General features: G+C 57.6%; 23 protein-coding genes. 6 read left to right on the top strand and 17 right to left on the bottom strand.

Annotated elements, in window-relative coordinates:
- Positions 1-43: 43 nt before the first annotated feature.
- From nagA to ACR0BZ_RS10700, 4 genes are read right to left on the bottom strand one after another with little or no spacing between them, the layout of a single operon-like run.
- Positions 44-1,177, bottom strand: coding sequence for an N-acetylglucosamine-6-phosphate deacetylase (gene nagA / locus ACR0BZ_RS10715; RefSeq protein ID WP_480920167.1), 1,134 nt, complete (start codon positions 1,175-1,177; stop codon positions 44-46).
- Complete coding sequence (locus ACR0BZ_RS10710) at positions 1,174-2,202, bottom strand: SIS domain-containing protein (protein ID WP_480559070.1); 1,029 nt, start codon at positions 2,200-2,202, stop codon at positions 1,174-1,176. The genes nagA and ACR0BZ_RS10710 overlap by 4 nt, the downstream gene beginning before the upstream one ends.
- A 29-nt stretch (positions 2,203-2,231) precedes the next feature.
- Positions 2,232-2,987: a GntR family transcriptional regulator gene (locus tag ACR0BZ_RS10705; RefSeq protein ID WP_480478115.1), complete on the bottom strand. Its 756-nt coding sequence runs from the start codon at positions 2,985-2,987 to the stop codon at positions 2,232-2,234.
- Positions 2,984-3,862 (bottom strand): glucosamine kinase nucleotide-binding domain-containing protein, encoded by an 879-nt coding sequence (locus ACR0BZ_RS10700; protein WP_480920166.1) that lies wholly within the window; start codon positions 3,860-3,862, stop codon positions 2,984-2,986. The genes ACR0BZ_RS10705 and ACR0BZ_RS10700 overlap by 4 nt, the downstream gene beginning before the upstream one ends.
- 166 nt (positions 3,863-4,028) lie before the next feature.
- On the opposite strand from ACR0BZ_RS10700, the gene ACR0BZ_RS10695 reads away from it, so the two are divergent.
- From ACR0BZ_RS10695 to ACR0BZ_RS10670, 6 genes are all read left to right on the top strand, one after another.
- The gene (locus ACR0BZ_RS10695) at positions 4,029-4,916 is read left to right on the top strand and encodes an N-acetylmuramic acid 6-phosphate etherase (RefSeq protein ID WP_480920165.1); all 888 of its coding nucleotides are present in this window, start codon (positions 4,029-4,031) and stop codon (positions 4,914-4,916) included.
- A gap of 24 nt (positions 4,917-4,940) precedes the next feature.
- Positions 4,941-6,194, top strand: a complete 1,254-nt coding sequence (locus ACR0BZ_RS10690) for an ABC transporter substrate-binding protein (protein ID WP_480773800.1) — start codon at positions 4,941-4,943, stop codon at positions 6,192-6,194.
- A gap of 66 nt (positions 6,195-6,260) precedes the next feature.
- Positions 6,261-7,175: a carbohydrate ABC transporter permease gene (locus ACR0BZ_RS10685; RefSeq protein ID WP_267366203.1), complete on the top strand. Its 915-nt coding sequence runs from the start codon at positions 6,261-6,263 to the stop codon at positions 7,173-7,175.
- A 12-nt stretch (positions 7,176-7,187) separates the two neighbouring features.
- Positions 7,188-8,027, top strand: coding sequence for a carbohydrate ABC transporter permease (locus ACR0BZ_RS10680; protein ID WP_267366204.1), 840 nt, complete (start codon positions 7,188-7,190; stop codon positions 8,025-8,027).
- Complete coding sequence (locus tag ACR0BZ_RS10675) at positions 8,024-9,058, top strand: Gfo/Idh/MocA family protein (RefSeq protein ID WP_480920164.1); 1,035 nt, start codon at positions 8,024-8,026, stop codon at positions 9,056-9,058. The genes ACR0BZ_RS10680 and ACR0BZ_RS10675 overlap by 4 nt, the downstream gene beginning before the upstream one ends.
- Positions 9,055-10,050 (top strand): ABC transporter ATP-binding protein, encoded by a 996-nt coding sequence (locus tag ACR0BZ_RS10670; RefSeq protein ID WP_480483400.1) that lies wholly within the window; start codon positions 9,055-9,057, stop codon positions 10,048-10,050. Before ACR0BZ_RS10675 ends, ACR0BZ_RS10670 begins: the two co-directional genes overlap by 4 nt.
- Positions 10,051-10,133: 83 nt before the next feature.
- Here ACR0BZ_RS10670 and ACR0BZ_RS10665 read toward each other — a convergent pair whose 3' ends face one another.
- The 13 genes from ACR0BZ_RS10665 to ACR0BZ_RS10605 form a co-directional block, all read right to left on the bottom strand.
- Positions 10,134-12,353, bottom strand: a complete 2,220-nt coding sequence (locus ACR0BZ_RS10665) for a CHASE2 domain-containing protein (RefSeq protein ID WP_480920163.1) — start codon at positions 12,351-12,353, stop codon at positions 10,134-10,136.
- A gap of 45 nt (positions 12,354-12,398) precedes the next feature.
- On the bottom strand, positions 12,399-13,352 hold the full coding sequence (locus ACR0BZ_RS10660; protein WP_480920162.1) for a FecR family protein: 954 nt from the start codon (positions 13,350-13,352) through the stop codon (positions 12,399-12,401).
- Positions 13,353-13,650: 298 nt separating this feature from the next.
- Positions 13,651-15,165 carry an aldehyde dehydrogenase (NADP(+)) gene (locus tag ACR0BZ_RS10655; RefSeq protein WP_480920161.1) on the bottom strand — a complete coding sequence of 505 codons (1,515 nt, stop codon included), beginning with the start codon at positions 15,163-15,165 and terminating at the stop codon, positions 13,651-13,653.
- 71 nt (positions 15,166-15,236) lie between these two features.
- On the bottom strand, positions 15,237-15,917 hold the full coding sequence (locus ACR0BZ_RS10650) for a GntR family transcriptional regulator (RefSeq protein WP_480483392.1): 681 nt from the start codon (positions 15,915-15,917) through the stop codon (positions 15,237-15,239).
- A 226-nt stretch (positions 15,918-16,143) separates the two neighbouring features.
- On the bottom strand, positions 16,144-17,169 hold the full coding sequence (locus tag ACR0BZ_RS10645) for a trans-3-hydroxy-L-proline dehydratase (protein ID WP_480920160.1): 1,026 nt from the start codon (positions 17,167-17,169) through the stop codon (positions 16,144-16,146).
- 8 nt (positions 17,170-17,177) lie between these two features.
- Positions 17,178-18,278: a cis-3-hydroxy-L-proline dehydratase gene (locus ACR0BZ_RS10640; protein ID WP_480920159.1), complete on the bottom strand. Its 1,101-nt coding sequence runs from the start codon at positions 18,276-18,278 to the stop codon at positions 17,178-17,180.
- Positions 18,279-18,293: 15 nt separating this feature from the next.
- On the bottom strand, positions 18,294-19,544 hold the full coding sequence (locus tag ACR0BZ_RS10635) for an NAD(P)/FAD-dependent oxidoreductase (protein ID WP_480920158.1): 1,251 nt from the start codon (positions 19,542-19,544) through the stop codon (positions 18,294-18,296).
- 66 nt (positions 19,545-19,610) lie between these two features.
- On the bottom strand, positions 19,611-20,543 hold the full coding sequence (locus ACR0BZ_RS10630; RefSeq protein ID WP_480920157.1) for a 4-hydroxyproline epimerase: 933 nt from the start codon (positions 20,541-20,543) through the stop codon (positions 19,611-19,613).
- Complete coding sequence (locus tag ACR0BZ_RS10625; RefSeq protein WP_480588206.1) at positions 20,534-21,493, bottom strand: dihydrodipicolinate synthase family protein; 960 nt, start codon at positions 21,491-21,493, stop codon at positions 20,534-20,536. The genes ACR0BZ_RS10630 and ACR0BZ_RS10625 overlap by 10 nt, the downstream gene beginning before the upstream one ends.
- A 37-nt stretch (positions 21,494-21,530) precedes the next feature.
- Entirely contained in the window at positions 21,531-22,253 is a 723-nt protein-coding gene (locus tag ACR0BZ_RS10620) for an amino acid ABC transporter ATP-binding protein (protein ID WP_480911418.1), read from the bottom strand.
- Positions 22,250-22,912 carry an amino acid ABC transporter permease gene (locus tag ACR0BZ_RS10615; RefSeq protein ID WP_480920156.1) on the bottom strand — a complete coding sequence of 221 codons (663 nt, stop codon included), beginning with the start codon at positions 22,910-22,912 and terminating at the stop codon, positions 22,250-22,252. Before ACR0BZ_RS10615 ends, ACR0BZ_RS10620 begins: the two co-directional genes overlap by 4 nt.
- Positions 22,913-22,923: 11 nt before the next feature.
- Entirely contained in the window at positions 22,924-23,586 is a 663-nt protein-coding gene (locus ACR0BZ_RS10610) for an amino acid ABC transporter permease (RefSeq protein ID WP_209507537.1), read from the bottom strand.
- A gap of 72 nt (positions 23,587-23,658) precedes the next feature.
- Entirely contained in the window at positions 23,659-24,459 is an 801-nt protein-coding gene (locus ACR0BZ_RS10605) for a transporter substrate-binding domain-containing protein (RefSeq protein WP_480483375.1), read from the bottom strand.
- Positions 24,460-24,934: the final 475 nt, after the last annotated feature.

Genomic DNA, 24,934 nt, shown 5'->3' with positions numbered 1-24,934 from the left:
GACACTGGTTCTGAGCAACGCAAAAAACGTTTGGTGTGCTGGGTCAAACCAGCACGGCTACATTGCTCAGATCTCTGGCAATGCGGATCAGCGGGCATTGCTCTCCTATGGTTAACCGCCCCGCGTCGGATAATCCTGTCACTTCGGCGGGTATGCGAGTTGCGGCAGCCAATGCGTCTTCCAACGGCACTTCTGCCTGCGTGGTCAGGACACGCAGTGCTGTGGTCAAGTCCAAATCAGCCCCCGCTAAAGTGCCATCAGACAGTGTCAAACGGCCGTCTTTGCGGGAAATGCGGCGGCCTTCCAGTTCGAACATGCGCTGGTCTGTGCCAGCCGGTGCCATCGCATCGCTGACCAGAAATATCCGGCCCGGGCCCCGCTTGGCGGCCCAGGCTGTGCGCATGGCTTCAGGGTGAACATGAATACCGTCTGCGATCAGTCCGGCGTTTAATCGACCCGAGGTCAGAACCGCCCCGACAAGCCCGGGAGATCGATTGCCCAGCTGACTCATGGCATTGAACAGATGCGTCACGCAGGACGCACCGGCCTTGGCATAAGACAGGCAGGTATCAAAATCCGCATCACTGTGGCCCAGCGAAACAACGGCACCGGCCGAGACCAGCGCTTTCACCTGCGCAATTGACACGTTCTCTGGCGCAACCGTCAGCATCAATGCGGGTAGCGCTTGTGCAGCCGCGACAAGCGTCGTCAGGTCCTCGTCATCCATGGGGCGAATCAGGGCCGCATCATGGGCACCTTTCCGAGCCACTGAAAGATGTGGTCCCTCAAGATGCAGGCCAGCGATCCCCGGAACACCCGCAGCTACAGCCGCCTTGGCCGCTTCGATGGCGGCGCGGGTCTTGGCTGCGGTATCCGTGATCAGGGTGGGAAGGATCGAGGTTGCTCCAAGCGTCCGGTGCGCCTTGGCAATGCGTGCCAGTGTATCGACAGACGGGGCGGCGTTGAACATCACTCCGCCACCGCCATTCACTTGCAGGTCAACATAGCCGGGGGCCAGTATGTCGCCTTGCAGATCGACAAGCTTGCCAGCGTCTGTCTTCACGTCAACGCCTATGTCAGTGATGCGGCCAGCCTCCAGTCGCAGCGCGGCACCGTCGTGCAGTTTGGTGCCGTCATAAACAAGCCCGCCGTGGTAGATGGTCGCCTGGACGCTCATACCGTTTCCGTCACTTTCCGCAGGTGACGTGGCGCATCCGGGTTGACCCCGCGCTGTACTGCGACCTGCTCGACCATTGAATAAAAGGACACGATAGCTGCCACCGGGTCCGTCAGCCAGTGATCCGTGCGGACATGAGGCAGCACCTCGGCCTTTGTGACCAATGGGCTGGTGGCAAATACCTGTGCCCCTTTGGCCGCGAGCGTGTCGGCAACCTCGGCCAACAGCGGCTCTGCCGGATCATTGGCGGCAAAGGCAATAACCGGAAATCCGCCTTCCACGATCGAGACCGGGCCGTGCAGCACCTCGGCCGAGGAATAGCTTTCGGCATGGATCTGGCAGGTTTCCTTGAATTTCAGCGCGGCCTCGTTCGAGATCGCTACGCTTGGTCCGCGACCAAGCGTATAAAGCGAGCTTTGGGTGACGGCAGCCGCCGCTTTGCCCCAGTCACACCGTGTGGCGGCATCAAGGTGCTTTGGCAGGCCACGCAGCGCAGCCAGAAGATCTTTGTCGCCTTTCAGTTCCGCCAGTAGCCAAAGCCCGGCAACCAGCGAGGTCACGAATGTCTTTGTCGCCGCTACACTAAGCTCGGGGCCTGCGTGCAGCGGCAAAGCCGCCTCAGCCGCCAGTGCAAGGGGGGAAGATGGGTCATTTGTGATTGCTACGGTGCTGGCCCCGGCCTTTCGGGCATTTTTCGTAAGCTGCACGATATCCGGGCTTTTTCCTGATTGTGAAACAGAAAGGCAAAGCGCCCCGGCCACATGCAGGTCAGCGCCATACACTGACGCGACCGATGGGCCGACGGATGCCATAGGCAAGCCAAGAAGCAATTCGCTTGCGTATTTCAGAAAAGTACAGGCGTGGTCGGAAGAGCCGCGCGCCGCCGAAATCATGAACTTCAGCCCGCCGTTCCGGGCGACGTCCGCGGCTGTGCTCAGGGCATCTCCGCCATTGCTGAGCAATCGCTCGACGGCAACAGGGATCTCTTCGATTTCCTGACGCATCAGGGTCGTTTTCGGGGTCATCGGGGCAGCCTTTCCATCAGAATCGCAGATCATGGAGTAAGTCGCAGCTCAGCCACAAAGTCATAGGCATCGCCGCGATAGTTGGATTTTGTGAACTCGGCGACGCGCCCGCCTTCCAGATGGGAAATCCGCTGGATGCTTAACCCCGCCGCGCCTTCGGCGACACCAAGCAGAGCTGCATCTTCAGCCTCAAGATTAACGGCGGAAATCTTCTGGATGGCGCGAACAGGTCGGCAGCCGTTTTCTTCCAGAAGATCATAGAGTGAGTCGCGCACGGCAAGCGGGTTTGGCAGAATGTCCAATGGCAACGAGGCACGTTCGACTGCCATGGGGCGCCCGCCAGCCTCTCGCAGGCGGCAAATGCGGGCCACCTGTCCGTCAGCGGGCAGCCCGAGCACCGCCGTTTCCTCGGGTGATGGTAGAAAAACGCCCCGTTCCAACCACTTGGAGGTTGATTCCATACCGCGCAGGCGCATGTCCTCACTGAAAGACGTCAGATGCGAAAGCGATTGTTCCAATTTCGGCGCGGCGTTCCGTACGAAAGACCCGGAACCCTGCCGCTGTACGATTGCGCCCTGTTTCACCAGTTCCTGAATGGCCTTGCGCACGGTGACCCTGGACAGGCCGGTGATCTCGGCGATCTCGCGCTCGGGCGGCAATGAGGAATTCGGGGGCAGGACACCAGCGTCGATGCCTTCCTCCAGTCGCTGACGCAGTCGGACATAACGCGGCCCGCCGCTGTTTTCGAGCCAGTCGTCAGAAGCCAGAAAGGATGCTGCGTTCATGCCGAATGCTCCACTTGAAAAGCTCGGGCCAAGGCGATGGCCCCGTCGATAGGCGCACCTTTGGGCTCTGTTACTGCGCCACGCGCACGATCTGGCAGATACGCCTCGTAATGGGGGCCAATACCCCCGGTCAGGCATAATGGCATGGCCGGGGTCCAACCCATTGCTTCCAGTGCCTGTAAAAGATGCGCGGCGCCTTCGCGCATAAGCGAAACCGCCCGTTCATCCCCTGACCTCGCTGCCGCTGTCACCTGTCGCGCAATTTGACCGAATTCATGAGGCTGGGCCGCAGCCGCGAAAGCGACAATGCCGCTTGTACTGCCAAATTCGTTCAGCAAGGCCTCGGTCAGGTTGGATTTTGAGACCAGCCCGTCCCATGCATCCAGCGTAACGGAAAGCGCTCTGCGCCCAATCCACTGAGCAGAGGCCTCATCCCCCAGTACTGAGCCCCAGCCACCGGCAAAGCGTCGGCCGGCTTGCGATTGCAGGGCCAGAAACGAACCCGTCCCGCAATGGGCGATTGCACCATCGGTTGCCTGATGCGCACCCGCCAGCGCAGGGTGACGATCATCCTCGACCAGTATCCTGTCCAACGGCAAATCCGCGGCTACTCGCTGGGCGATCTGTTCGCCGGTGACACCGGCCAGTCCAAAATACGCCGGTACCGGTCTCAGGGTGCCGGGCTGAACATTGAGCTTGGTTGCAAGCATCTTCAGGCCGTCTTTCAGCCGCACAATCGCGCCGTCATAATCGCTGGCGACGTTGGCGGGGCCAACCTCGACCACCAGCCGCTGCCCCCCATCGTCATAGGCGATCCGACAGGTTGTTCCGCCGCCGTCTGCTGCGATGATTGGATTGTTTTTCGACCTAAGCATGATGATACCTATATAATGCCTATGTTGAAATGTAAATGCCAAAGTAAATCCAATAAGGGCGGAAAGATCGAAAATGCGTTGAATTTTAAGGCCAATAACAGCTGAAAAAAAATTAGTGGACAAATGGTATTGTATAGGTATGCTTTCTGGCAACGAGGAGAAACACGTGCTGCCACACATCACAGAACAACTCCACCCGGACGCATACGATTTGGGCAACCGACCGCTGGAAGAGGCGGCGCTGGCCCTGTCCAGGGGTCAGCAGCAAGCGGCCGGTGCCCCACAGGGCGCCCTGCGTGCGATTTGCGACGGTGCAGACGCCATGGCCCGCAGTCTGGCATCAGGTGGTTCATTGTACTACGCGGCGGCGGGGTCTTCGGGGCTGATGGCTGCGGCTGATGCAATGGAACTGGGCGGTACTTTCGGCATCGACGAAAACCAAGTCCATATCCTGATGGCCGGAGGGTTGCCGCAATCCGCGCATATGCCCGGTGGAACCGAGGATGACACCGACGGGCTGGTCGAAGAGCTGGCCGGGCTTATGCGCAGCGACACGGTCATTGCTGTCTCTGCCAGTGGCACCACCCCCTATACACTTGAGGCCGCGCGACTTGCGCGTGCTGCGGGTGCCAGCACGATCGGGATAGCCAACAACCCGGGCAGCCCGCTGTTGGCGCAATGCGATCACGCGATTCTGCTTGCCACCCCGCCTGAACTGATTTCAGGCTCAACCCGAATGGGCGCCGGTACAGCCCAGAAAATCGCGCTGAACATGCTGTCCAGCCTTATGGCAATCAAGTTGGGTCATGTTCACGAGGGCATGATGGTCAACCTGCGAGCAGACAACGCAAAGCTGCGGGCGCGTGCGACCGGCATCGTCGCCCGGATCGCCGGAGTTGATGCAGGCACCGCCCAAAACGCCTTGGCTGAAGCGCAAGGAGACACCAAATCCGCCATTCTCATCGCCGCTCGCGGCGTTTCACTGGCGGCAGCCAATGCGCGCCTGAAAGAAGCGGGCGGAGTTCTGAGCGCGGCACTGACACCTGATAAATAACTGCAAACCAAATGGGAGAGTACAATGAAACGTAATAGCCTGAAACTGGCCTTGCTTGGTGGGACGCTGTTAGCCTCTGCCGCCTATGCCGAGGACGTCACCCTGACTATCGAAAGCTGGCGTAACGATGACCTGACACTGTGGCAGGACCAGATCATCCCGGCCTTTGAAGCAAAGCATCCTGGCATCAAAGTCCAGTTCACGCCGTCTGCCCCGGCAGAATACAACGCGGTTTTGAACTCGAAACTTGATGCGGGGTCTGCCGGTGACCTGATTACCTGCCGCCCCTTCGATGCTTCGCTGGCGCTTTATGAGGCCGGTCACCTGACCGATCTGTCCTCGGTCGAGGCGATGAACAACTTCTCGGACGTTGCAAAGTCTGCCTGGCAGACGGATGACGGTTCGGCCAGCTTCTGCGTGCCGATGGCATCGGTTATTCACGGCTTCATCTACAACAAGGACGCTTTTGCCGAGTTGGGCCTCGAAGTGCCGACCACAGAAGACGAGTTCTTTGCCGCTTTGGACAAGATCAAGGAAGACGGCACTTACATCCCAATGGCAATGGGTACCAACGACCAGTGGGAAGCTGCCACGATGGGCTACAACAACATCGGGCCGAACTACTGGAAGGGTGAAGAAGGTCGTCAGGCGTTGATCGCAGGCGAACAGAAGCTGACCGATGAAGCCTGGACAGCCCCGTACGCAACGCTGGCCCGCTGGGGTGCGTATCTGGGTGATGGCTACGAAGCACAGACCTATCCCGACAGCCAGAACATCTTCACTTTGGGCCGCGCGGCCATCTATCCTGCGGGATCATGGGAGATTTCCGGCTTCAACGCACAAGCCGATTTCGAGATGGGTGCATTCAAGCCTCCGGTTCAGAACGCAGGCGACACCTGCTATATCTCGGACCATACGGATATCGGCATCGGCATGAACGCGGCCACGAAGAATCCTGAAGCCGCTGAAGCATTCCTGACCTGGGTCGCAAGCCCTGAGTTTGCTGAAATCTTCGGCAACGCTCTACCCGGCTTCTTCCCGCTGTCGAGCACTCCGGTCGAGTTGCAGGACCCGCTGGCCAAGGAAATCGTCGGTTGGCGTGAAGAATGTGAATCGACCATCCGCTCGACTTATCAAATCCTGTCCCGCGGCACACCAAACCTCGAGAACGAGACCTGGGGCGCATCCGTTGCCGCGATCAAAGGTGCCAAGTCGCCTGAAGAACTGGGTGCAGAACTACAGGCGGGCCTCGCCTCGTGGTACGCACCACATCAGTAAGCTGAACCATACCCGGGCAGCATGAGTTGCCCGGGTACGCCCGGCATTCCATTGAAAGCGCTCCCCATGACCCGCCCCCGCATCCGCTGGCATATCGTCGTGTTTCTGGCACCAGCCGTGCTTGTCTACACAGCGGTGATGATCTTTCCCCTGTTCAACACGCTCCGTCTGGCCCTTTACTCTGAGGTCGACCAGAGCCGCGTTTTTGTTGGACTGCAGAACTTTCAAACGCTGTTTTTCGATCCGATCTGGTCGGAACAGTTCTGGAATGCGCTGGGCAACAATTTCTGGTTCTTTCTGATTCACATGCTGGTGCAGAACCCCATCGGCATCGCGCTGGCAGCGCTGCTCAGCCATCCGCGCCTGCGATTTGCGGTGCTCTATCGGTCGGCGATCTTCATTCCAACAATCCTGAGCTTTGTGATCGTCGGATTTGCATGGAAACTGATCCTGTCGCCCATCTGGGGCATCGCTCCTTCGATGCTGGATGCGGTTGGGTTGAAATCCCTCTTTGCCCCGTGGTTGGGAAAGGAGGAATACGCTTTGACCACTCTGGCGCTGATTTCGGTCTGGCAGTTTGTCGGTATCCCAATGATGCTGATTTACGCGGCCTTGCTATCGATCCCTGAGGAAATCCTGGAAGCCGGGGAAGTGGATGGCATCACCGGTACAAGTGCCTTTTGGAAAATCAAGCTGCCGCTGATCCTGCCCTCGATCGGGATCATCTCAATTCTGACATTTGTCGGCAATTTCAACGCCTTCGATCTGATCTATGCTGCACAGGGCGCTCTGGCGGGGCCTGACTTCTCGACCGATATTCTTGGCACCTTCATGTATCGCACATTCTTTGGCTTCCAGCTGCAATTGGGTGATCCGCATATGGGTTCGGCCATCGCTGGTGCGATGTTTGCAATCATCCTGCTGGGTGTCTGTGTCTACCTTTTCGGCATCCAGACCCGGATGCGCCGGTACCAGCTGTAAGGAGCAGATGACATGAACAAGGCCCGCTCCAACCCGCTAAACACCTTCGCGATGCATGGTGCACTGATCTTCTATACGCTGATCGCACTGTTTCCGGTTTTCGTGATCCTGATCAACAGCTTCAAGACCCGCAAGGCGATCTTTCGCGAACCGCTGGCGCTGCCCGATGCCGACAGTTTTTCGATGATCGGGTATCAGACAGTGATGAAGCAGGGGGATTTCTTCCTTTATTTCCAGAACTCCCTGATTGTGACGGTTGCATCCCTGACTTTGGTTCTGCTGTTTGGCGCAATGGCGGCTTATGCGCTGAGTGAGTACCGGTTCAAGGGCAACATGCTTATGGGTCTGTACCTGGCGCTTGGAATCATGATCCCGATCCGCATCGGCACCGTGGCCATCCTGGAAATGATGGTGGCGACCGGGCTGGTGAACACCCTGTGGGCACTTATCCTTGTCTATACGGCGCAGGGCCTGCCCTTGGCGGTGTTCATCCTAAGCGAGTTCATGAAACAGGTGAGTGACGACCTCAAGAATGCGGGCCGTATCGACGGGCTAAGCGAATACACAATCTTCTTTCGGCTTGTGTTGCCGCTGGTGCGTCCGGCAATGGCAACGGTTGCCGTGTTCAACATGATCCCGATCTGGAACGATCTATGGTTCCCGCTGATCCTGGCTCCTGCGGAAGAGACCAAGACACTGACGCTGGGAAGCCAGGTCTTCATCGGTCAGTTTGTGACAGACTGGAACGCGGTCCTGTCAGCCCTTTCAATGGCGATCCTGCCGGTGCTGATCCTCTATGTGATCTTCTCGCGACAGCTTATCCGCGGCATCACGTCAGGAGCGGTGAAATGACCCGCGTCCTGATTGCAGGCCTTGGGAACATGGGGCTGAGCCATGCGTTGGCACATCATCTTCACCCGGACGCGCAGATTGTCGGGTTGGTGAACCGATCCGGCCGCGTGGATCACCCTGATCTGACGCGCTATCCGGTGTATTCAAGTTTTGAAGCCGCTCTGACCGAAACCAAACCGGATCTGGTTGTGGTTGCGACCTACTCGGACAGTCACGCGGATTACGCCTGCGCCGCGATGGAGGCGGGTGCGCATGTGTTTGTCGAAAAACCGCTCGCCACCAACGTTGCCGATGCGCAGCGTGTGGTCGAAACAGCAACGCGGCTGAACCGTAAGCTGGTGGTGGGCTATATCCTGCGCCATCACCCATCCTGGATGCGTCTGATCGCCGAGGCTCGCACTCTGGGTGGCCCCTATGTGTTCCGTCTGAACCTGAATCAACAATCCTCGGGCTCTGAGTGGGAGACGCACAAGGCCCTGATGCAGACCACGTCGCCCATCGTGGATTGCGGTGTGCATTATGTCGATGTGATGTGCCAGATCACCGACGCAAACCCCCTTCGTGTTCATGGCATGGGTCTGCGCCTGTCGGATGAAATCGCGCCTGACATGTACAATTACGGCCAGTTTCAGGTCGTGTTCGACGACGGTTCGGTCGGGTGGTACGAGGCTGGTTGGGGTCCGATGATGTCCAAAACCGCGTTTTTCGTGAAGGACATCGTGTCACCCAACGGGTCTGTTTCGATCACCGACGGAAACAAGGGCGCGTCAGCGGACATCGATGGTCACACCAAGGTTGGTGGCCTTCTGGTTCACACGCCGCAGGGCGACAGGATTATCGACATGCCTGATGAGCCCGGCCATCAGGAACTGTGCGATGCTGAACAAGCCTATATGCTGCGCGCCATCGCCGAGGATATCGACCTGACCCGCCATATGTCCGACGCCGTACAATCCCTTGCCATCTGCCTGGCCGCTGATCAAAGCATCCGCACTGGCCAACCCGTTTCTCTTGAGGAGACCCGCCAATGACCGCCCTTTCACTGAAAAACATTCACAAATCCTTTGGCAATGTAGAGGTCCTGAAGGACATCAATCTTGAGGTTGAGGACGGCGAGTTTGTGGTTTTTGTCGGCCCCTCCGGATGCGGCAAGTCCACTCTTCTGCGCGTTATTGCAGGGCTTGAAGATGCCACATCGGGTGAGATCAGAATTGCTGGCGAGCAGGTCAATCTGACCCCGCCCTCGAAACGCGGCATCGCCATGGTGTTCCAGAGTTACGCGCTTTATCCGCACCTGAATGTACGCGGCAACCTGACCCTTGCCCTGAAACAGGAACGCCAGCCGAAAGCCGTGATCGACGAGCGCGTCGCCGAGGCGAGCCGGATGCTGGGGTTGGAGCCCTACCTTGACCGCTACCCATCCGAACTGTCGGGGGGGCAGCGCCAGCGTGTTGCCATCGGTCGCGCCATCGTGCGCCAACCCAAGCTGTTCCTGTTCGACGAACCGCTCTCCAATCTTGATGCTGCTTTGCGCATGAACACCCGGATCGAGATCGCAAATCTGCACAGGCAACTCTCGGCCTCGATGATTTATGTCACGCACGATCAGACAGAAGCGATGACATTGGCCGACAAGATAGTGGTGCTGCGCGACGGTCGGGTGGAACAGGTCGGCAGCCCGATGGAGCTGTACAACAACCCGGCAAACCGCTTTGTCGCGGGCTTTCTTGGTTCACCGTCCATGAATTTTCTGCCTGCGGACAACCTGACCCCGGGCGATGCGCGCGAACTGGGGTTGCGCCCGGAGGACATCCGCCTGGAAAGCGGCGGACCGATCGCCGGCACCGTTTCGCATGTTGAGCAGTTGGGCGGTGATACCAATGTCATTCTGCAAACCAGCAATGTGCCAATCACGGTCCGATTGTTTGGCCAGCACGCAATTGCCCCAGGTGACGATGTACAATTCGGATTTGATCCCAACCGTGCATATTACTTCGGGAATGACGGGCAGAGATTACAGTAACGATAATTTTCAGCCCGTCTTGCATCAGTTTGTTCCGGTGTGAGCGTGACCCAAAGAGGGCAAGCGCCGGAAAACGTGACTGGTTAACCAAGATTGTGGCGTGTGAACATAAATTGCCCGGATGGTAGGTTCGACCGGAAGTCAGCGGCACGACCGGGCAGCACCCTGTAGAACTGACGCAAGCCGGGCTCGATGTCTTCAGCCAGTTCTTCGCACTGTTGGCACAAGGTCTTGACCAGGCTGTTCGGGTGTCGATTGGTGATCGCCAAAATCAGCTCTGCATGTGCAGCCCTGAGATCCTGGAATGCCGCTGTTTGCAACAGGGCCTGATCGCCCACCAAAACAAAGACGGGTTCCGGGTTGGCTTTGCCTTTCAGATCAACATGCCCGGCCTCTAACATGGCCAGATCCCCATGCGTGATTTCATGGACGCCGTTGGAAACGACGATGTCATAGTCGACTGTTCGACAGCATTGTTCGATCCGTGCTGAGACATTCACGACGTCACCGATAACCGTGTAGTTGAACCGTTTCTGCGAGCCGATGTTGCCGACGCAGGCCTGCCCTGTGGCAAGTCCCGTTGCCAGCGCGATAGGGGGGCGGTTTTGCATGATGTCGGATGCATTGAACTCTGCCAAAGCGCGCCGCATTTTCAGCGCGGCTAATGAAGCCCGGCACGGGTGGTCAGCGACAGGCAAAGGCGCGTTCCAGAACGCCATAACAGCGTCGCCGATAAACTTGTCGATGGTTCCTCGTTCAGCCAGTATCTGATCGCCGATACTGGAAAAAAGCGCATTCAGCAGTGAGACTAGCTCGGTGGCAGATGCGGATTCAGACAGAGGTGTGAAACCCCGGATGTCGGAAAACATCACTGTGATATCCTGCGTCTCGCCTCCCAATTGCAGCTGATGCCCGGTGGCTTCCATCTCATCAAGGATTTCCGGGGCGACGTAATGAGAGAAGACTTTCCGGATTTTGCGCTTTTCCCGTTCGGTGGACAAGAAAAGATACCCTGCCAGAAGCCCGAAATTGGCCATGCCACCGATAAGCGGAAATGTGGCGTCGAACAAAACCGACTGGTTTTGAAAAACCAGCCAACTGATTGTCAGAACGGCGGCAGCGGCGACACCGCCTGCAATGAAAGATGCAACCGCACCGAAACTGGACATGACGGCAATCACGACAAGCCCGAGAAAGGCGAAGGCAAGCATTTCCTGCGCTGCGGTCACGTCCGAGCGACTTAGCATTTCGTTGGTCAACACCTGTTCCAGAACCTGGGCATGAATTGAAACACCGGGAACGCTTTCCCCAAGCGCCGTCTGATGCATATCGAATAAGCCGGCGGCCGACGTTCCGACCAAGATGATCCGCCCCTCAACTTCCGCCCGAACGTCCGCATCATCCGAACCTTTGAGGATATCGTTGGCCGAGATATACAGCTCGGGCGCATCACGCCGGTATCTCAGCCAAATCTCGCCGTTTTCTGTCGTTGGTATCCGGTATCCCCCGACCTCAACCGCCAACATGATGCCTGTTTCGTCCTGCGCACCTTCGGCCATGATATTGGTCTCGCCCAAGGCAACTCTCAGAGCTTCAATCGATAGACCCGGCAACAGCCCATCTGGCCCGCGCCAAAGAACCGGCACGCGGCGCATGATACCGGTTCCGCCGATGGGCGAGACGTTGACCCCACCAATACCGGCCGCAGTCCGGTCCAAAGGGGGCGCGATTGGCGTCCAATGAGGAACTGAGATTAGACCCGCGGCGGGATTTTCCCCGAACTCAATGATACCTGCTTTCGCAGAGATAGGATTTCCTTCAGCAGACAAACGTGCGGCAGTCCCAAGAACGACCGGCCAATAAGCGATTTCCATCCCAAGCAAGACATCATTGTCGAGCTTCCGAGCGTGGCGTTCCACTGTGAGAACCCCTGCCAAAGACGGATCGTTCAAAAGCCGTGAGGGGGAAAACCGGTCAGGCTCAGCGAACAACATATCAAATGCGATGGCCGCAGCGCCATATTCACCCAGATTTTGAACCATCTGCGCCACCAGTGTTCGGGGCCAGGGCCATTGCCCCCAATTGGCCAGAGAGGCCTCGTCAATATCTACAACCCGTATGGGGAGGTCAGGATTGAACTCACGCGGGGATGACCTTTGCAGAACGTCGAAATAGATCAGACGGGTCATTCGCACCGGATAGGGATCCATGACCCGGATGAAACAACCCACAAGGATCAGACACAATCCGACAAGGCGGAACGCCCATTTCCCTGTCTTGGTTTTGCGCTTTTCGTCGCTCACGTCGTTCTCCGGACAAGTGAGTCCATTTCCGCTTTTTCGACATCGCTACCGGAACAGCTCACTATTTGATTCTTGCTGCTCTGGATCTTCCTGACCTGGTTCCTCTCGATCAGGTTCTTCGGGTTCCGGTTCAGGCTCTTCCGGTTCCGGTTCCGGTTCTTCTGGCTCCGGTTCCGGTTCTGGTTCTGGTTCTTCCAGCTCCGGTTCTGGTTCTACTTCTGGCTCTGGGTTTGACGGAGGTGCTGGCGGCGCTGCGACGCTGACTGGGCGCGGCTGGGGCGCAGTTCTGCGAAAATCGGCCCTGTCGACTTTGGCCTGCTGCACGGGCGCGCCTTCGCCAGAACATCCCTCAACCCGTACCTGCAAAGGAGGCAGAAGGCCTTCCTGCGACTGAATAAATGGGAATCCCTCTTTCAGTGCTTGATCGTACTGTGCCTGATCAGCGGGCCGCCCGACTGTTCCGCCTCCACCGGTGGCATACATGCTGCACACGCGGCCTGTGGACCTGCAAGACCCTTGTGCACTGCACATTTGAACAGTTCCGTGCAGGACAAGCATTGCGCTTTGGGTTTGTGATACGACCCACATATCGAAGGTTGTGCCACGAACTGCCATTGTCGCTGTCGGGGTCTTGATCGAATAGGCTCTTTTTCTGCTTTTGCCTGAAATGAATCGAAAGCTGCCGCCCAAGGCCTGCACGGCAAAGCTTTTGGCCTTTCGGTTGCCGCGCAGCATGGTCACATCCAAAACCATATGCGCATTGGGGCCTACGGCAATTTTGGTTTCATCCACAAATACGATCTGCACCAAACCGCTGTGGTCTGTAGAAATCGTATCGCCCGACACCACATCCATTCCTGAAATGACAGGCTGTGCGTTTCCGGCGCGAATGATCTGAGCGCCTTGCTTGGCGCTGATAACTTTCCCGATGTTGGCAAGGGCCTGCGCTGGCATGAGCGCGACAACAAATACAACCAACACAATCTTTAACCAAGCCAAACCATAGCCCCTTCCCCCAACGGGTCTAAGTAAGCGCGAAGCGCGCCAAGCTCGATTTTTGCCCCCAGAAATGTGTTATTCTTATTCAATTACTCTAAAATGCTAGCAATATTTATGCATTATGGTGTGTATTTGTAGCAAGAGATTTTTTGATCGTGAATTTCTGCGTTAAGTCCGACGTGAGCCTCCCCACTTAACAGGCCGAAGTGTAGCCTCCATCAAATGAGAGCAATGGGCACCCGGCTCATCGCTTGCCCCGCGATGAGCCATGACGTTATGGATGTGTTTATCCTAAAACTCAGAGGAATTGTTCGGGCAACAATGCGTCCGGCATGTTCTGGTAACACACGGGTCTCAGGAACCGCCGGATTGACAATGTGCCAACCGAGGTAGCACCGAAATTGGTCGAAGCGGGGTAGGGGCCGCCATGCACCATGCTGTCGCAGACCTCGACGCCCGTGGGAAAGCCATTGGCCAGTACACGCCCGGCCTTGCGCTCGAGGATCGGCATCAGGGAACGCGCGGTGTCCATGTCCGCATCATCCATATGCAGGGTGCAGGTCAGCTGACCTTGCAGACTGTGTGCGACGGCCCGCATTTCGTCAGGCGTTTCGGCGGTCACTATTACGCCCAGCGGGCCAAAAACCTCTTCACCAAGGGTTTGGTTTTCCAGCCAGTTCGCAGCATTGGTACGATACAGGTACGGGGACGCGGTGCGTTGGTCACACATCGAGGTCAGAACCTCCTGCACACCTGTTGTATTGGCGATCCTTGCCTGACCAGTTCGGTAAGCGTCGGCGATGCCGTCGGTCAGCATGGTCTGCGCGGGTGTTTCTGACAAGGCGGTTCGCGCGGTCTCGGCGAAGCGATCCGCTGCTGCACCCGCCAGCAAAACGGCTACCCCGGGGTTGGTACAGAACTGACCTGCGCCCATGGTCAGCGACCCTGCCCAGTTCTGAGCAATGTTGTCGCCCCGGTTCGTTAGCGCAGCATCGAGAACGAACATCGGGTTGACCGAGCCAAGTTCACCGAAAAACGGGATTGGCTCAGGACGCGCGGCACATAGATCGAACAGTGCCCGACCACCAGCCAATGAGCCAGTGAATCCGACAGCCCTGATCAGCGGGTGTTGTACCAAAGCGGAACCCACGGTCCGGTCACCCCCCTGAATCAGACTGAAAACACCGGGATGAATTTTGCAGCGTTCGATGGCAGCATGTATGGCCTCGGCTATGATCTCACCGGTGCCCGGGTGAGCGCTGTGCCCTTTTACGACAACGGGGCACCCAGCAGCCAAAGCGGCTGCGGTGTCGCCGCCTGCAGTTGAAAAGGCCAAAGGGAAATTCGAAGCACCGAATACGGCGACAGGGCCAATAGGGCGCTGAATCATTTTCAGATCCGGGCGCGGCAGCGGCGAGCGGTCTGGCAACGGGCCGTCGTGGCGCCGATCCAGATACTCACCGCTCAGAATATGTGTGGCAAACAAGCGAAGTTGGCCCGATGTGCGACCCCGCTCCCCTTGCAGACGGGCCTCGGGCAGGCCGGTTTCCTGCGTGCCTATTGCAGTAATCGCCTCGGCGTGGGCTTCGATCTCATCTGCGATGGCATTCAGAAATGCCGCGCGGTCTTCCCGGGTCGAAAAACCATAGCTCCAGAACGCTTCTTCGGCAGCTTCCGCAGCCGCATCAACATCCTGAAGGCGCCCCACCGAAAAACTGTGTGACGGTCCAAAAGCGGGCTGTGACTGAAAAAACGTGTCACCTGAAAGCCAGTTTCCAGCGATGAGGTGCTTACCATGGGGGGAGCAGGTCATGAAGGTTCCATATTTACGATTCTGAAGCTATGGATAATGTATCCAATTAAGAGAGACAATCAAGCGCCCTGTTAGGTCTCCTCCATGGCGCGTTTTGCTACGATCATCTCCAGCAGCTGTTCCTTTGTTCGCCGGATGTGCCGCATCAGCATGTTACAGGCTTCGTCAACGTTCCCTGCTTGCGCCAGTTTCAACAGCTCTCGATGCTCTTTTTTCGCCGGTTCCCGCTGCTTCATCACGCTCAAATGCATTCGGACATAGCGGTCTGATTGCAGATTGACGCGGTCCAGCAATTCATTCGTCAGTTTCCTCTGCGACGCCGCGTAGAGGGCGGAGTGATATTGGTAATTCAGGATCCCCCACTTGCTGACGTCATTCTCGTCATAAGACGCTTCCATCTGCGTCAAAATCTCGTTGCATCGTGCAAAGTCGGCAGATGTCATCTGCGGAATGGCTCTGCGGAAAAGATCGACTTCAATAAGCATTCGAAGGTCGAATATTTCTCCAATCTCGTTCAATGAGTGTTTGGTAACTGATCCGCCCCGATTATTGGCCCATTGAATCAGGCCTTCAGCGTTCAGACGCTTTAGGGCTTCGCGGATGGGCATCCGAGATACGTCGTATTCTTCGGCCAGAGCTTCCTGGCGAATAGCTTCACCTTCGGCAAGTTCACCGTTCAGAATACGTTCACGAAGATCGTTCGCGATGACATCTGGTAGGCTTTGCTTGGTTATCGCGCGCTTTCCTGCCATATCTTTCCTGCCACTTGTTTGGGTACAGCTACCGGTTACCGGCGTTATTCCAAGCTGAGCCGCGACTCGGCCACCCAGAAAGCTGATTAAGGACACTCCGCTTGATAATGCATCCAATATCCATGGTGATTCAACCCTGCTGAGACAGCGAGGTAAGACCAAGAGCGAATGGAACCTTCTGTAACTGCCTTTCCCTGAGAGCGGGCGCGGCCAATGCACTGTTTAGTCAGACACCCCAGGTGTCCGACAAGCGATACCCGCCAGGCCAGGGGTCATCCGGGTCAAGCATGTGTTGGTGAATTCCGGTGATCCAGCCGCGCCCACTGATTTCGGGGACAATCGCGGTACGGCCGGCCACTTCGGTTGTATCGACAATCCGACCGGTGAACCGTGATCCGATGATCGAGACCGCCTCGAACGTCTGACCCGGCGACATCAATCCTTTTGCCGCCATCAGCGCCATGCGCGCGGAAACCGCTGTACCTGTAGGCGACCGATCAACCTTGCCGGGTTGGATCGCCACGGCAGATTTTCCGGTCAATCCGGTTTCGGTCTCGCTGATCGGGCCGCAGAAAGCACAGAATGAGATATGGTCCCAATCCGGGTTTTCAGGATGCGAAAACCCAAGCTGTTCATTGGCTGCATTGGTGATCTTCACCCCCAATCGGGCAATGTCACGGGCCTCATGTTCGACAATCTCGAATCCCAAAGCCTGTGCATCGACCACGACAAAACTGTCACCCCCATAGGCGGTATCAACCATGATCGTATCCAATCCGGGTACCTCAAGTGGGACGGACAGTTTGTCGGCAAAGCTGGGCAGGTTCTGCACGAAAATGCGTTGCGCTTTGCCACCGCTGCATTCTGCCCGGACTTGAACCAGCCCGCCCGGGGCCTCAAGCACCATATGAGTTTCTGGTTCCTGCATCGGAATGATCCCGCCATCCAGCAACACGGTTGAAACACAGATCGAGTTCGAACCCGACATCGGCGGTGTGTCTTCGGGTTCCATAATGATAAAGGCCGCGTCGGCCCTGGGGTGTTTCGGGGGCACCAGAAGATTGACATGACGGAAAACACCGCCCCGAGGTTCGTTCAGAACGAAGTTGCGCAGCGTCTGGTCGCCCGCGACGAAGCTGCGCTGTTCCCACAAGGTGTCGCCCGGTGGCGGGGCAACGCCCCCAACGATAACATCCCCGACTTCGCCTTCTGCGTGGGCTGAAATGACATGAACGGTTTTGCTGCTCCGCATCGGATCTCTCAATATTGTGCGACAGGCTCGCCCAGAGCGTCGAAAATCGGTGTAACACCCAGACCCGGACGGGCGGGTGCAGTCATCCGGCCGTTGACACGCTTTGGCGCACCCTCGGCAATGTCCACGGTGCCGTAAGAGTTGAAATCCGTGGCAGAGAATGTGAACTCGGACGGCGTTGAACGGGCCAGATGTGCGATGGCCGCCGTGGTGATGTCACCGCCCCAAGTGTCTTCGATCGTCATGGGGATGCCGTGCGCCACGCACAGGTCCCGCATAAGACGGGCTTTGGTCAACCCTCCGACTTTCGAGATCTTCAGGTTGATCACATCCATCGCGTCTTCGGCAATGCCGCGGACCAGCGTGTTGGGAGTGTCGATCACCTCGTCCATTACGAAAGGCAACGCGGTGCGGCGGCGGATCGACACGCATTCCTCATAGGTCAGGCAAGGCTGTTCCACATAGACATCCAGACCCGAAATCGCGCCCACCACGCGTGCGGCCTCGTGCCGGGTCCAGCCGGTATTGGCGTCTGCTACAAGCAGATCCGACTTTTTCAGAACGGCGCGGGTGGCGTGGATACGGTCGATGTCGTCATTGGCCTCGCCACCCACCTTGAGCTGAAACTTGGTGTAGCCTTCGGCAGCATAGCCTTCGATCTTTTTGGCCATGATCTCGGGAGCTTCCTGACTGATCGCGCGATAAAGCACCACATCATCCTGCGCAGCGCCCCCCAGCAATGTGTAAAGCGGCTGGTCCGTGGCCTTGCCCAGCAGATCCCAGCAGGCAATATCCACCGGAGCCTTAGCATAGGGATGACCCCGCAAGGCCGCATCCATCGTACGGTTGATCTGACCGATATTCAGTGGGTCCTGCCCGATCAAATGCGGGGCCAGCTCTGCCAGCCCGGCCCGGACGCCGAGCGCAAAAGACGGCAGATAGGCCGAGCCAAGCGGGCAGCATTCGGCATAGCCCTTCAACCCTTCATCCGTGATGATTTCCAGAACGGTGCTGTCAAACACTTCGACAAAATTGCCGTTGGACCAGCTATAGCGGCCTTCTTTCAGCGGCAGATCCACCTGATATACGTTCAGCCCGGTGATTTTCATAAGGTGTTCTCCAGATTAGAAGCGTGTGGATGAGAAAGGTGACATATCGAGCACCGGCTTGGCGTCAGTGACCAGATCGGCCACCAGTTCGGCCGTGCCTGCGGATTGGGTCAGCCCGAGATGACCATGGCCAAAGGCATAAAGTACGTGTGGTGCGCGCGAAGATCGGTCAATCACTGGCAGGCTGTCAGGCAGTGATGGGCGAAAGCCCATCCATTGCGTGCCACCTTCCAGGTTCAGGTCTGGCATGAAGCGCCCGGCCTTGGCCAGCAACGTGTCAGCGCGCCGGTAATTCGGGGCCAGCTTCAATCCACCCAGTTCGACTGCACCGCCGATGCGCACGCCGCCGTTGATCCGGGTTACCACAAACCCATGCCCCCCAAAGGTCAGATGAGTGCGCAGGTCAAAAGCGCCTTCGGGCAGGGTCGTGTTATAACCCCGCTCGGTCTCAAGCGGGATATGATCCCCCAGGGTCTTGGCCAGCTGGTGTGACCAGGCTCCGGCGGCAACAATCACCTGACCTGCCGAAATGTCGCCGTTGTCCGTGTCAAGGCGCACGCCGTCATCGGTTGGTTTCAGTGCCGTGATCCCTGCGATCTTTACCTGCCCACCGCGCGCGATGAACTGTGCCGCCAGATGCTCGGTCCAGCGGGCAGGGTCGACGGTATTCATCCATGTCGAGGTAAAACCCGCATGGGTAAATCGCCGGTTCAGCCCGGGCTGAATTTCGGCAATAGCATCCGGGCTGTCCAGAAGATCAAACGGGATGCCATGGTCCTTGCGCAAGTTCCAGGTGGGCAGACTGGCACGGAATTCTCCCTCACTCTCGAACAACTGCAACTGGCCTTCGCGCTGCATCAGCGCCTCGCCGTCTACATGCTCGATTTGGCGCTCCAGCGCAGTGCGGCTGTGGTTCATCAGCGCGGCTTGTGCGGATAGTGAGGCTGCATAACGATCGCGCCAACTGGCCCGCCAGAACCGGAGCATCCACGGTGCAATACTCAGCGCATAAGTGGGCGGGATCGACAAAGGCCCCAACGGATCAAGCAGCCATTTTGGCGCTTTGCGCATGATCCCAGGCGTTGCAAGCGGCACGATATCTGTAAAGGCAAAGGCCCCGGCATTGCCCTTTGACGCCTCGGCTGCAACGCCTTCACGGTCCAGCACAAGCACCTGCCTTCCCCGCTTTTGCAACTCTAGCGCAGCGCTGATGCCAATGATGCCAGCACCGATCACAACTATGTCCGTCTTGGTGTCATGCTGCATGGTTACAGGTTCTCAAATAGTGGTACGGGGTCGGGGACCGGACAGCGTCTGTCCCCGGCCTTGACTTCAAAGCGCGATGCCATCACGGAACGGATCATTCGGCGCGAAAACCAACCTGCCTTCCGACATGATATGCGCCTGCCCGGTCAGGGTGGGAATGACACCCCCGTTTGGGCCGGGTTGGTAGCTCAGCACGTAGGGGCTGCCGATCACGCTTTCCTGCACAATCTCTTCCCCTGCTTCCAGCACCCCGTTTGCCGCCAGACAGGCGAGGCGCGCCGAACTGCCGGTTCCGCAGGGCGACCGGTCATATTGATTGTCCGGGCACAGTACAAAGTTGCGGCTGTGAACATCCTTGTTGGGGGATTGATCCTGAAGGATCACATGGTCGACCAGTTCTTCGTTTTCGCCATGCACGCCCTGTGCGATGCAGGCTTCGCGTATGGTAATGGTCAGATCGGTCATCGCCCGAATGTTTGCCGGGTTCACCGGGATTGGGCTGGGATCAACAATGAAGAACCAATTCCCACCGTAGGAAAGATCGCCGGTGATTGACCCATGGCCGTCAACCTCAATCTGCACAGCTGCCCGCACGCGACGGCTCTCGACATTTGTGACGCGCACGGTATTGGCGTCCAGCAACTCCACCGAGATGACCCCGACCGGCGTTTCCACCCGGTGCGTGCCGGGCCGGATCCGACCCATATGGGCCAGAGTGACACTCAAACCGATGGTGCCATGCCCGCACATGCCCAGAACGGTATCCGCATCGAAATAGATCACGCCAGTCTCACATCCAGAATCTTCGGGCGCGACCAGAAGCGCCCCCACCATACCGGGCTGCCCACGCGGTTCCAACAAGATGGATTTGTAGAACGCCTCATGCTCGGTGGCCAAGCGTCGTGCACGCTCGGCCAGTGGGCCGGACCCCAGGTCGGGGCCGCCGTCGAGGATCACCCGCGTAGGCATTCCCCCTGTGTGACTGTCAATCACATGCATTCAGCAATGACCCCGCCCTGGCCGGACCAATCAGTAAACCAAGTGCGGAACAGGTCGTATTGCTGTTCGCAATAGTTGCGCTGGGCATCCGTCAACTCGTCGGTTTCGTTGAAGTGCAAACGGTATTCCTCTTCGCCGTTCAGGACCAGCAGGTGTTTGTAATACAGCACCAGATCGGTGCCCTCGTCAAAGCTGGCCAGCACACCAAAGGCTTCTTCAAGCTCGCGCGCGCGCAGGCGCGCTTCGGCATGGCCCGCCGCCGCTTTCTGGCACAGGGCAGCCAGCAGCAATGCCTCTTTCGGCAAGGCAGTGCCAATCCCTGTGATCGAACCGGTGGCGCCGCAATTGACGAAGCCATGGTAGACCTCGGTGTCCACACCAACCATCAGTGTAACCTGATCATCTTTCGAGGTAATGTGTTCCGCCGCATAGCGCAGATCGCTTTTGCCACCGAATTCCTTGAACCCAACAAGGTTCGGATGATCTGCACGCAATTCCAGGAACAGATCGGCGCGCGTCGCAAAGCCGTAAACCGGGCTGTTATAGATGATTGCCGGGATATCAGGTGCAGCCGACAGGATCGCTTTGAAATGGTTACGCTGCGCCGCGATGGACGATCCACGCGACAATACACGTGGGATCACCATAAGCCCTGCCGCACCAACCTTTTGCGCATGCGCGGCAAGCGCCACGGCTGATTTCGAATTAATAGCACCGGTGCCGACGACAACGGGCAGTCCGGCCGTGATCAGACGTTCGACACCTTCCATCCGTTCGGCATCCGACAAGAGAGGCCAGTCGCCCATCGAGCCGCAATAGACCACGGCAGACATACCCGCTGCGATCATTTCCTTGCCCTTTTTCACCAGCGCGTCGAAATCCGGTGTCCGGTCCGGTTTGCAGGGGGTCATCAGGGCTGGCATGGTGCCGGTGAAGATATTCTGGGACATGAAGGTGACCTTCCTAGTTGTTTTGGGGCGGGGGCTTTTATCGCACATTCGCCAGGAATTTGCGGGTGTGTTCGGATTGGGCTTCGCTAAAAATCTGGGCGGGCGAGCCGATCTCTTCCATCACGCCCTGATGAAAAAAAGCAACCCGGTCTGATACATCACGAGCGAAACCCATCTCATGCGTGACACAAATCATCGTCATCCCTTCTTCGGCCAAAAGCCGCATCGTGTCGAGAACTTCGCCCACCAGTTCAGGATCCAGCGCCGAGGTTGCTTCGTCAAACAGCATGTATTCCGGCTCCATCGCCAGCGCGCGGGCAATGGCAAGACGCTGCTGCTGACCACCCGATAAGGCCGAGGGGAAGACGTTCAGCTTTTCGCCCAACCCGACGTGGGTCAACTGCTTTGCGGCAATGTCACGCGCCTCGTCCCTCGACTTGCCTTTGACAATCTTCGGGGCCAATGCAACGTTTTCCAGTGCTGTCAGATGCGGAAAGCTGTTCCATTGCTGGAACACCATCCCCAGCTTTGTGCGCAGCTTGTTGATGTCGGTGCCTCTTGCATGAACATCAATGCCATCAACCCGGACCGATCCCTGCTGGATCGGTTCCAGCCCGTTGATGCAATAGAGAAGGGTCGATTTTCCGGAGCCTGACGCGCCAATCACCGACAAAACTTCTCCTTTCTGCACATCCAGATCAATGCCTTTCAGCACATGCAGCGATCCAAAATACTTGTGCAGGTCGCGTATTTCGATCATTGGGCCCACCTTTTTTCTAGCGACGCGGAATACCGCGAAATCGGATAGCTGAGCGCGAAATAGAACGCGCCAGCGATTGTCAGAATCAGGAATGGTTCCTGCGTGCGGGTGATCAGGATCTGGCTGGCTTTCAGCAGTTCAACATAGCCCAGAACCGAGACCAGCGCGCTGTCTTTCATCACACCCAGCGCGACGCCGACCCATGCCGGGAACACCGCGCGCCCACCGATCGGGAAGACGACATAGCGCAGATCCTGCCAATAGGTCATGCCCAGACTGCGCGCCGCGCGGCGCATCGGATCACCAACGGCTTCAATCCCGCCGCGCGCCACATTCGCAACCAGTGCTGCCGTGTAGATGGACAGGATCACCACGCCCGAGGCAAACGGGTCCAGATTGAGCCCGACAATAGGTGCAAAGTTGTAAAACAGCACCAGCTGGATGATCAGAGGGACCGACCGGAAAGTATCCAGAACCGGAGCCAACGTCAGGGTCGCTGCCAGTTTGCCCTCGTACAGAAGCCAACCGCACACCACGCCAAAAACCGTTCCAATGGAAATCGAAAGCACTGAAATCCAGAGCGTTCGCAGCGCGGCTTCGCCCAGAAACCACAGATCGTTGATGTTGAAGCCGCTGAAAAAGCTGACAGTGGGTTGCATCTGTGCCTCCTTCAGTAGCGGAAAAGCCGGGACGCCAGCAGGCGCGAGGCAAGCAGGATGATTTTGACGATCACGTAGTAGATGACCGCGGTGACGGCGAAATATTCAAAGATTCGGAAAGTGCGCGAGGCAAAGAACTGGGTCTCGCCCGACAATTCCCGGAAGCCGACCAGCATACCCAGTGACGACATTAGAACAGCCCAGACCATCTGGTTCGTGATCGGATGATAGACAATGCGAAACACCTGCGGGATCACGACGCGTGTGTAAGCCTGCCACGCGGTCATGCCCAGCGATCGGGACGCGCGTAGCTGTGTCTCGGGGACGGCCTGAAAGCCGCCACGGAAGTTTTCAGCCAGATAACCGGCGCAATTGAATGTCAGCCCGGCCAGCACGATGAAGTACGGCGATAGATGCAGGCCAAAGGCACCAAGCCCGAAGCCGAAAAAGAACAGCTGGAACAGCGCCGGAGTATTGCGCGCCAGTTCGACCCAAGCTGAGGCGAACCAGTAAAGCGGACCTTTCAGGTGCAGCCGCGTCAGCGCCAGACAAAGTCCGATGATAATGCCAAGGACCATTGCCAGCACAGCAACCTGTATCGTCAGCAGCGATGCCTCAAGAAGGTCCGGCAGGCTTTTCATCACCGGTCGCCAATGGAAGTTATAGTCGAACACGGGTGTTCCTCACGCAATCTACCGGTCCTTTCGCCCGGCCATAGCCGGACGAAAGCATGGAGTAGGAAAGGGTCAGTACATTACGCCGGGAATGCGCAGCTCAGGCGCTTCGCCGCCGACATATTTACCCCAATGCTCCTGATAGCGGCCCGATCGCACCTGGTGGGTCACGAACAGGTTCAGGAAGTTCAGCCAGGTGACATCTTCGCGCTTGCCTACAACCGAAGTGTAGTCGGTGGTCCAAGGCATGCGAGGGCCGGCAACAACAGTGTCATATTGCTGGGTAATCGGCAGCACGGCAGTGTTTGTGGTAATGCCGATATCGGCCTTGCCCTGAGCCACCGCCAGGAAAACCTCATTCTCGGACTGGTAGCCCTGGTAATTGCCTTCTTCGCCCCATTCGGCGGCGATCTTCAGCCATTCCTGCTCGGGTACGGTGCCGATCGCGGCGGCCACGCGCTTGCCACGGATATCCTCGAAGGTCTCAATGCCGCTTTCGGCATTCACGACACCCTGCGCATAATAGATGGCGTAAGGAATGGTAAAGCCCACCGTCCGCGCCCGTTCAAGGCTGTCCGAGGTTGCTCCGAACACAACGTCTGCGCGTCCGGTGACGATCACTGGCAGGCGTTCGGCCCAGGTCAACGGCAGGATTTCAGCCTCAACTTCAAGTGCGGCGGCCAGATCATTGCAGTATTCGACGTCAAAGCCGGCCGGTTCGTTATTCGCGTCGCGATACCCAATTGGCGGAAAATCCAACACAACACCGCAGCGCAATGTCCCGCGATCTACGACATCGTCCAGCGTGTCCGCCATCGCAGGAGCTGTGGTGATAGTGGTGAGGGCCGCCAGCGCGGCGAGTTTCTTGAGCATGTGATCCTCCCTGAATCAATCGATACGCGCAGCTATAGAGGATATTGTATCCAACATCCAGTATTTTGTTGAGCAGGAAAAACCAGCTTTCAAAAGGTGTCGTGGCTCTTGGAAGTGATTGAAATGACTGACTTGGCCCGCGTGGAAGGCCCTCGTTCGTTGGCGGCCAAATGGATTTGACACCATGTTCTACTGGAGTTGGAGGTTTTTGGCTGAACGTGGCCCGTCGTCAAACGTGAAGGTGCATTGTGCTCGGAGGCTGGGGTGCTTTCAGCTTGAGACGGAATACGTTTTGTGATGGGAGTGTGTGACGCCTAGGCAACTCCAACCTGCGTCTCTTAAAGAAAACCGGCAATGCTGGCCCGCGCGACCAAATGTGCGTTCGGTCAGACTTTGACGGCTTGGAGTTCTTCGAGCAGGTCGAGGAGTTGGTTGAGTTTTTCTTGTCCCATTTGTTTTTCGATACTTTGGTAGA

The organism is Ruegeria sp. P8 (assembly GCF_056534665.1).
This window is presented reverse-complemented; position numbering and strand designations above follow the sequence as displayed.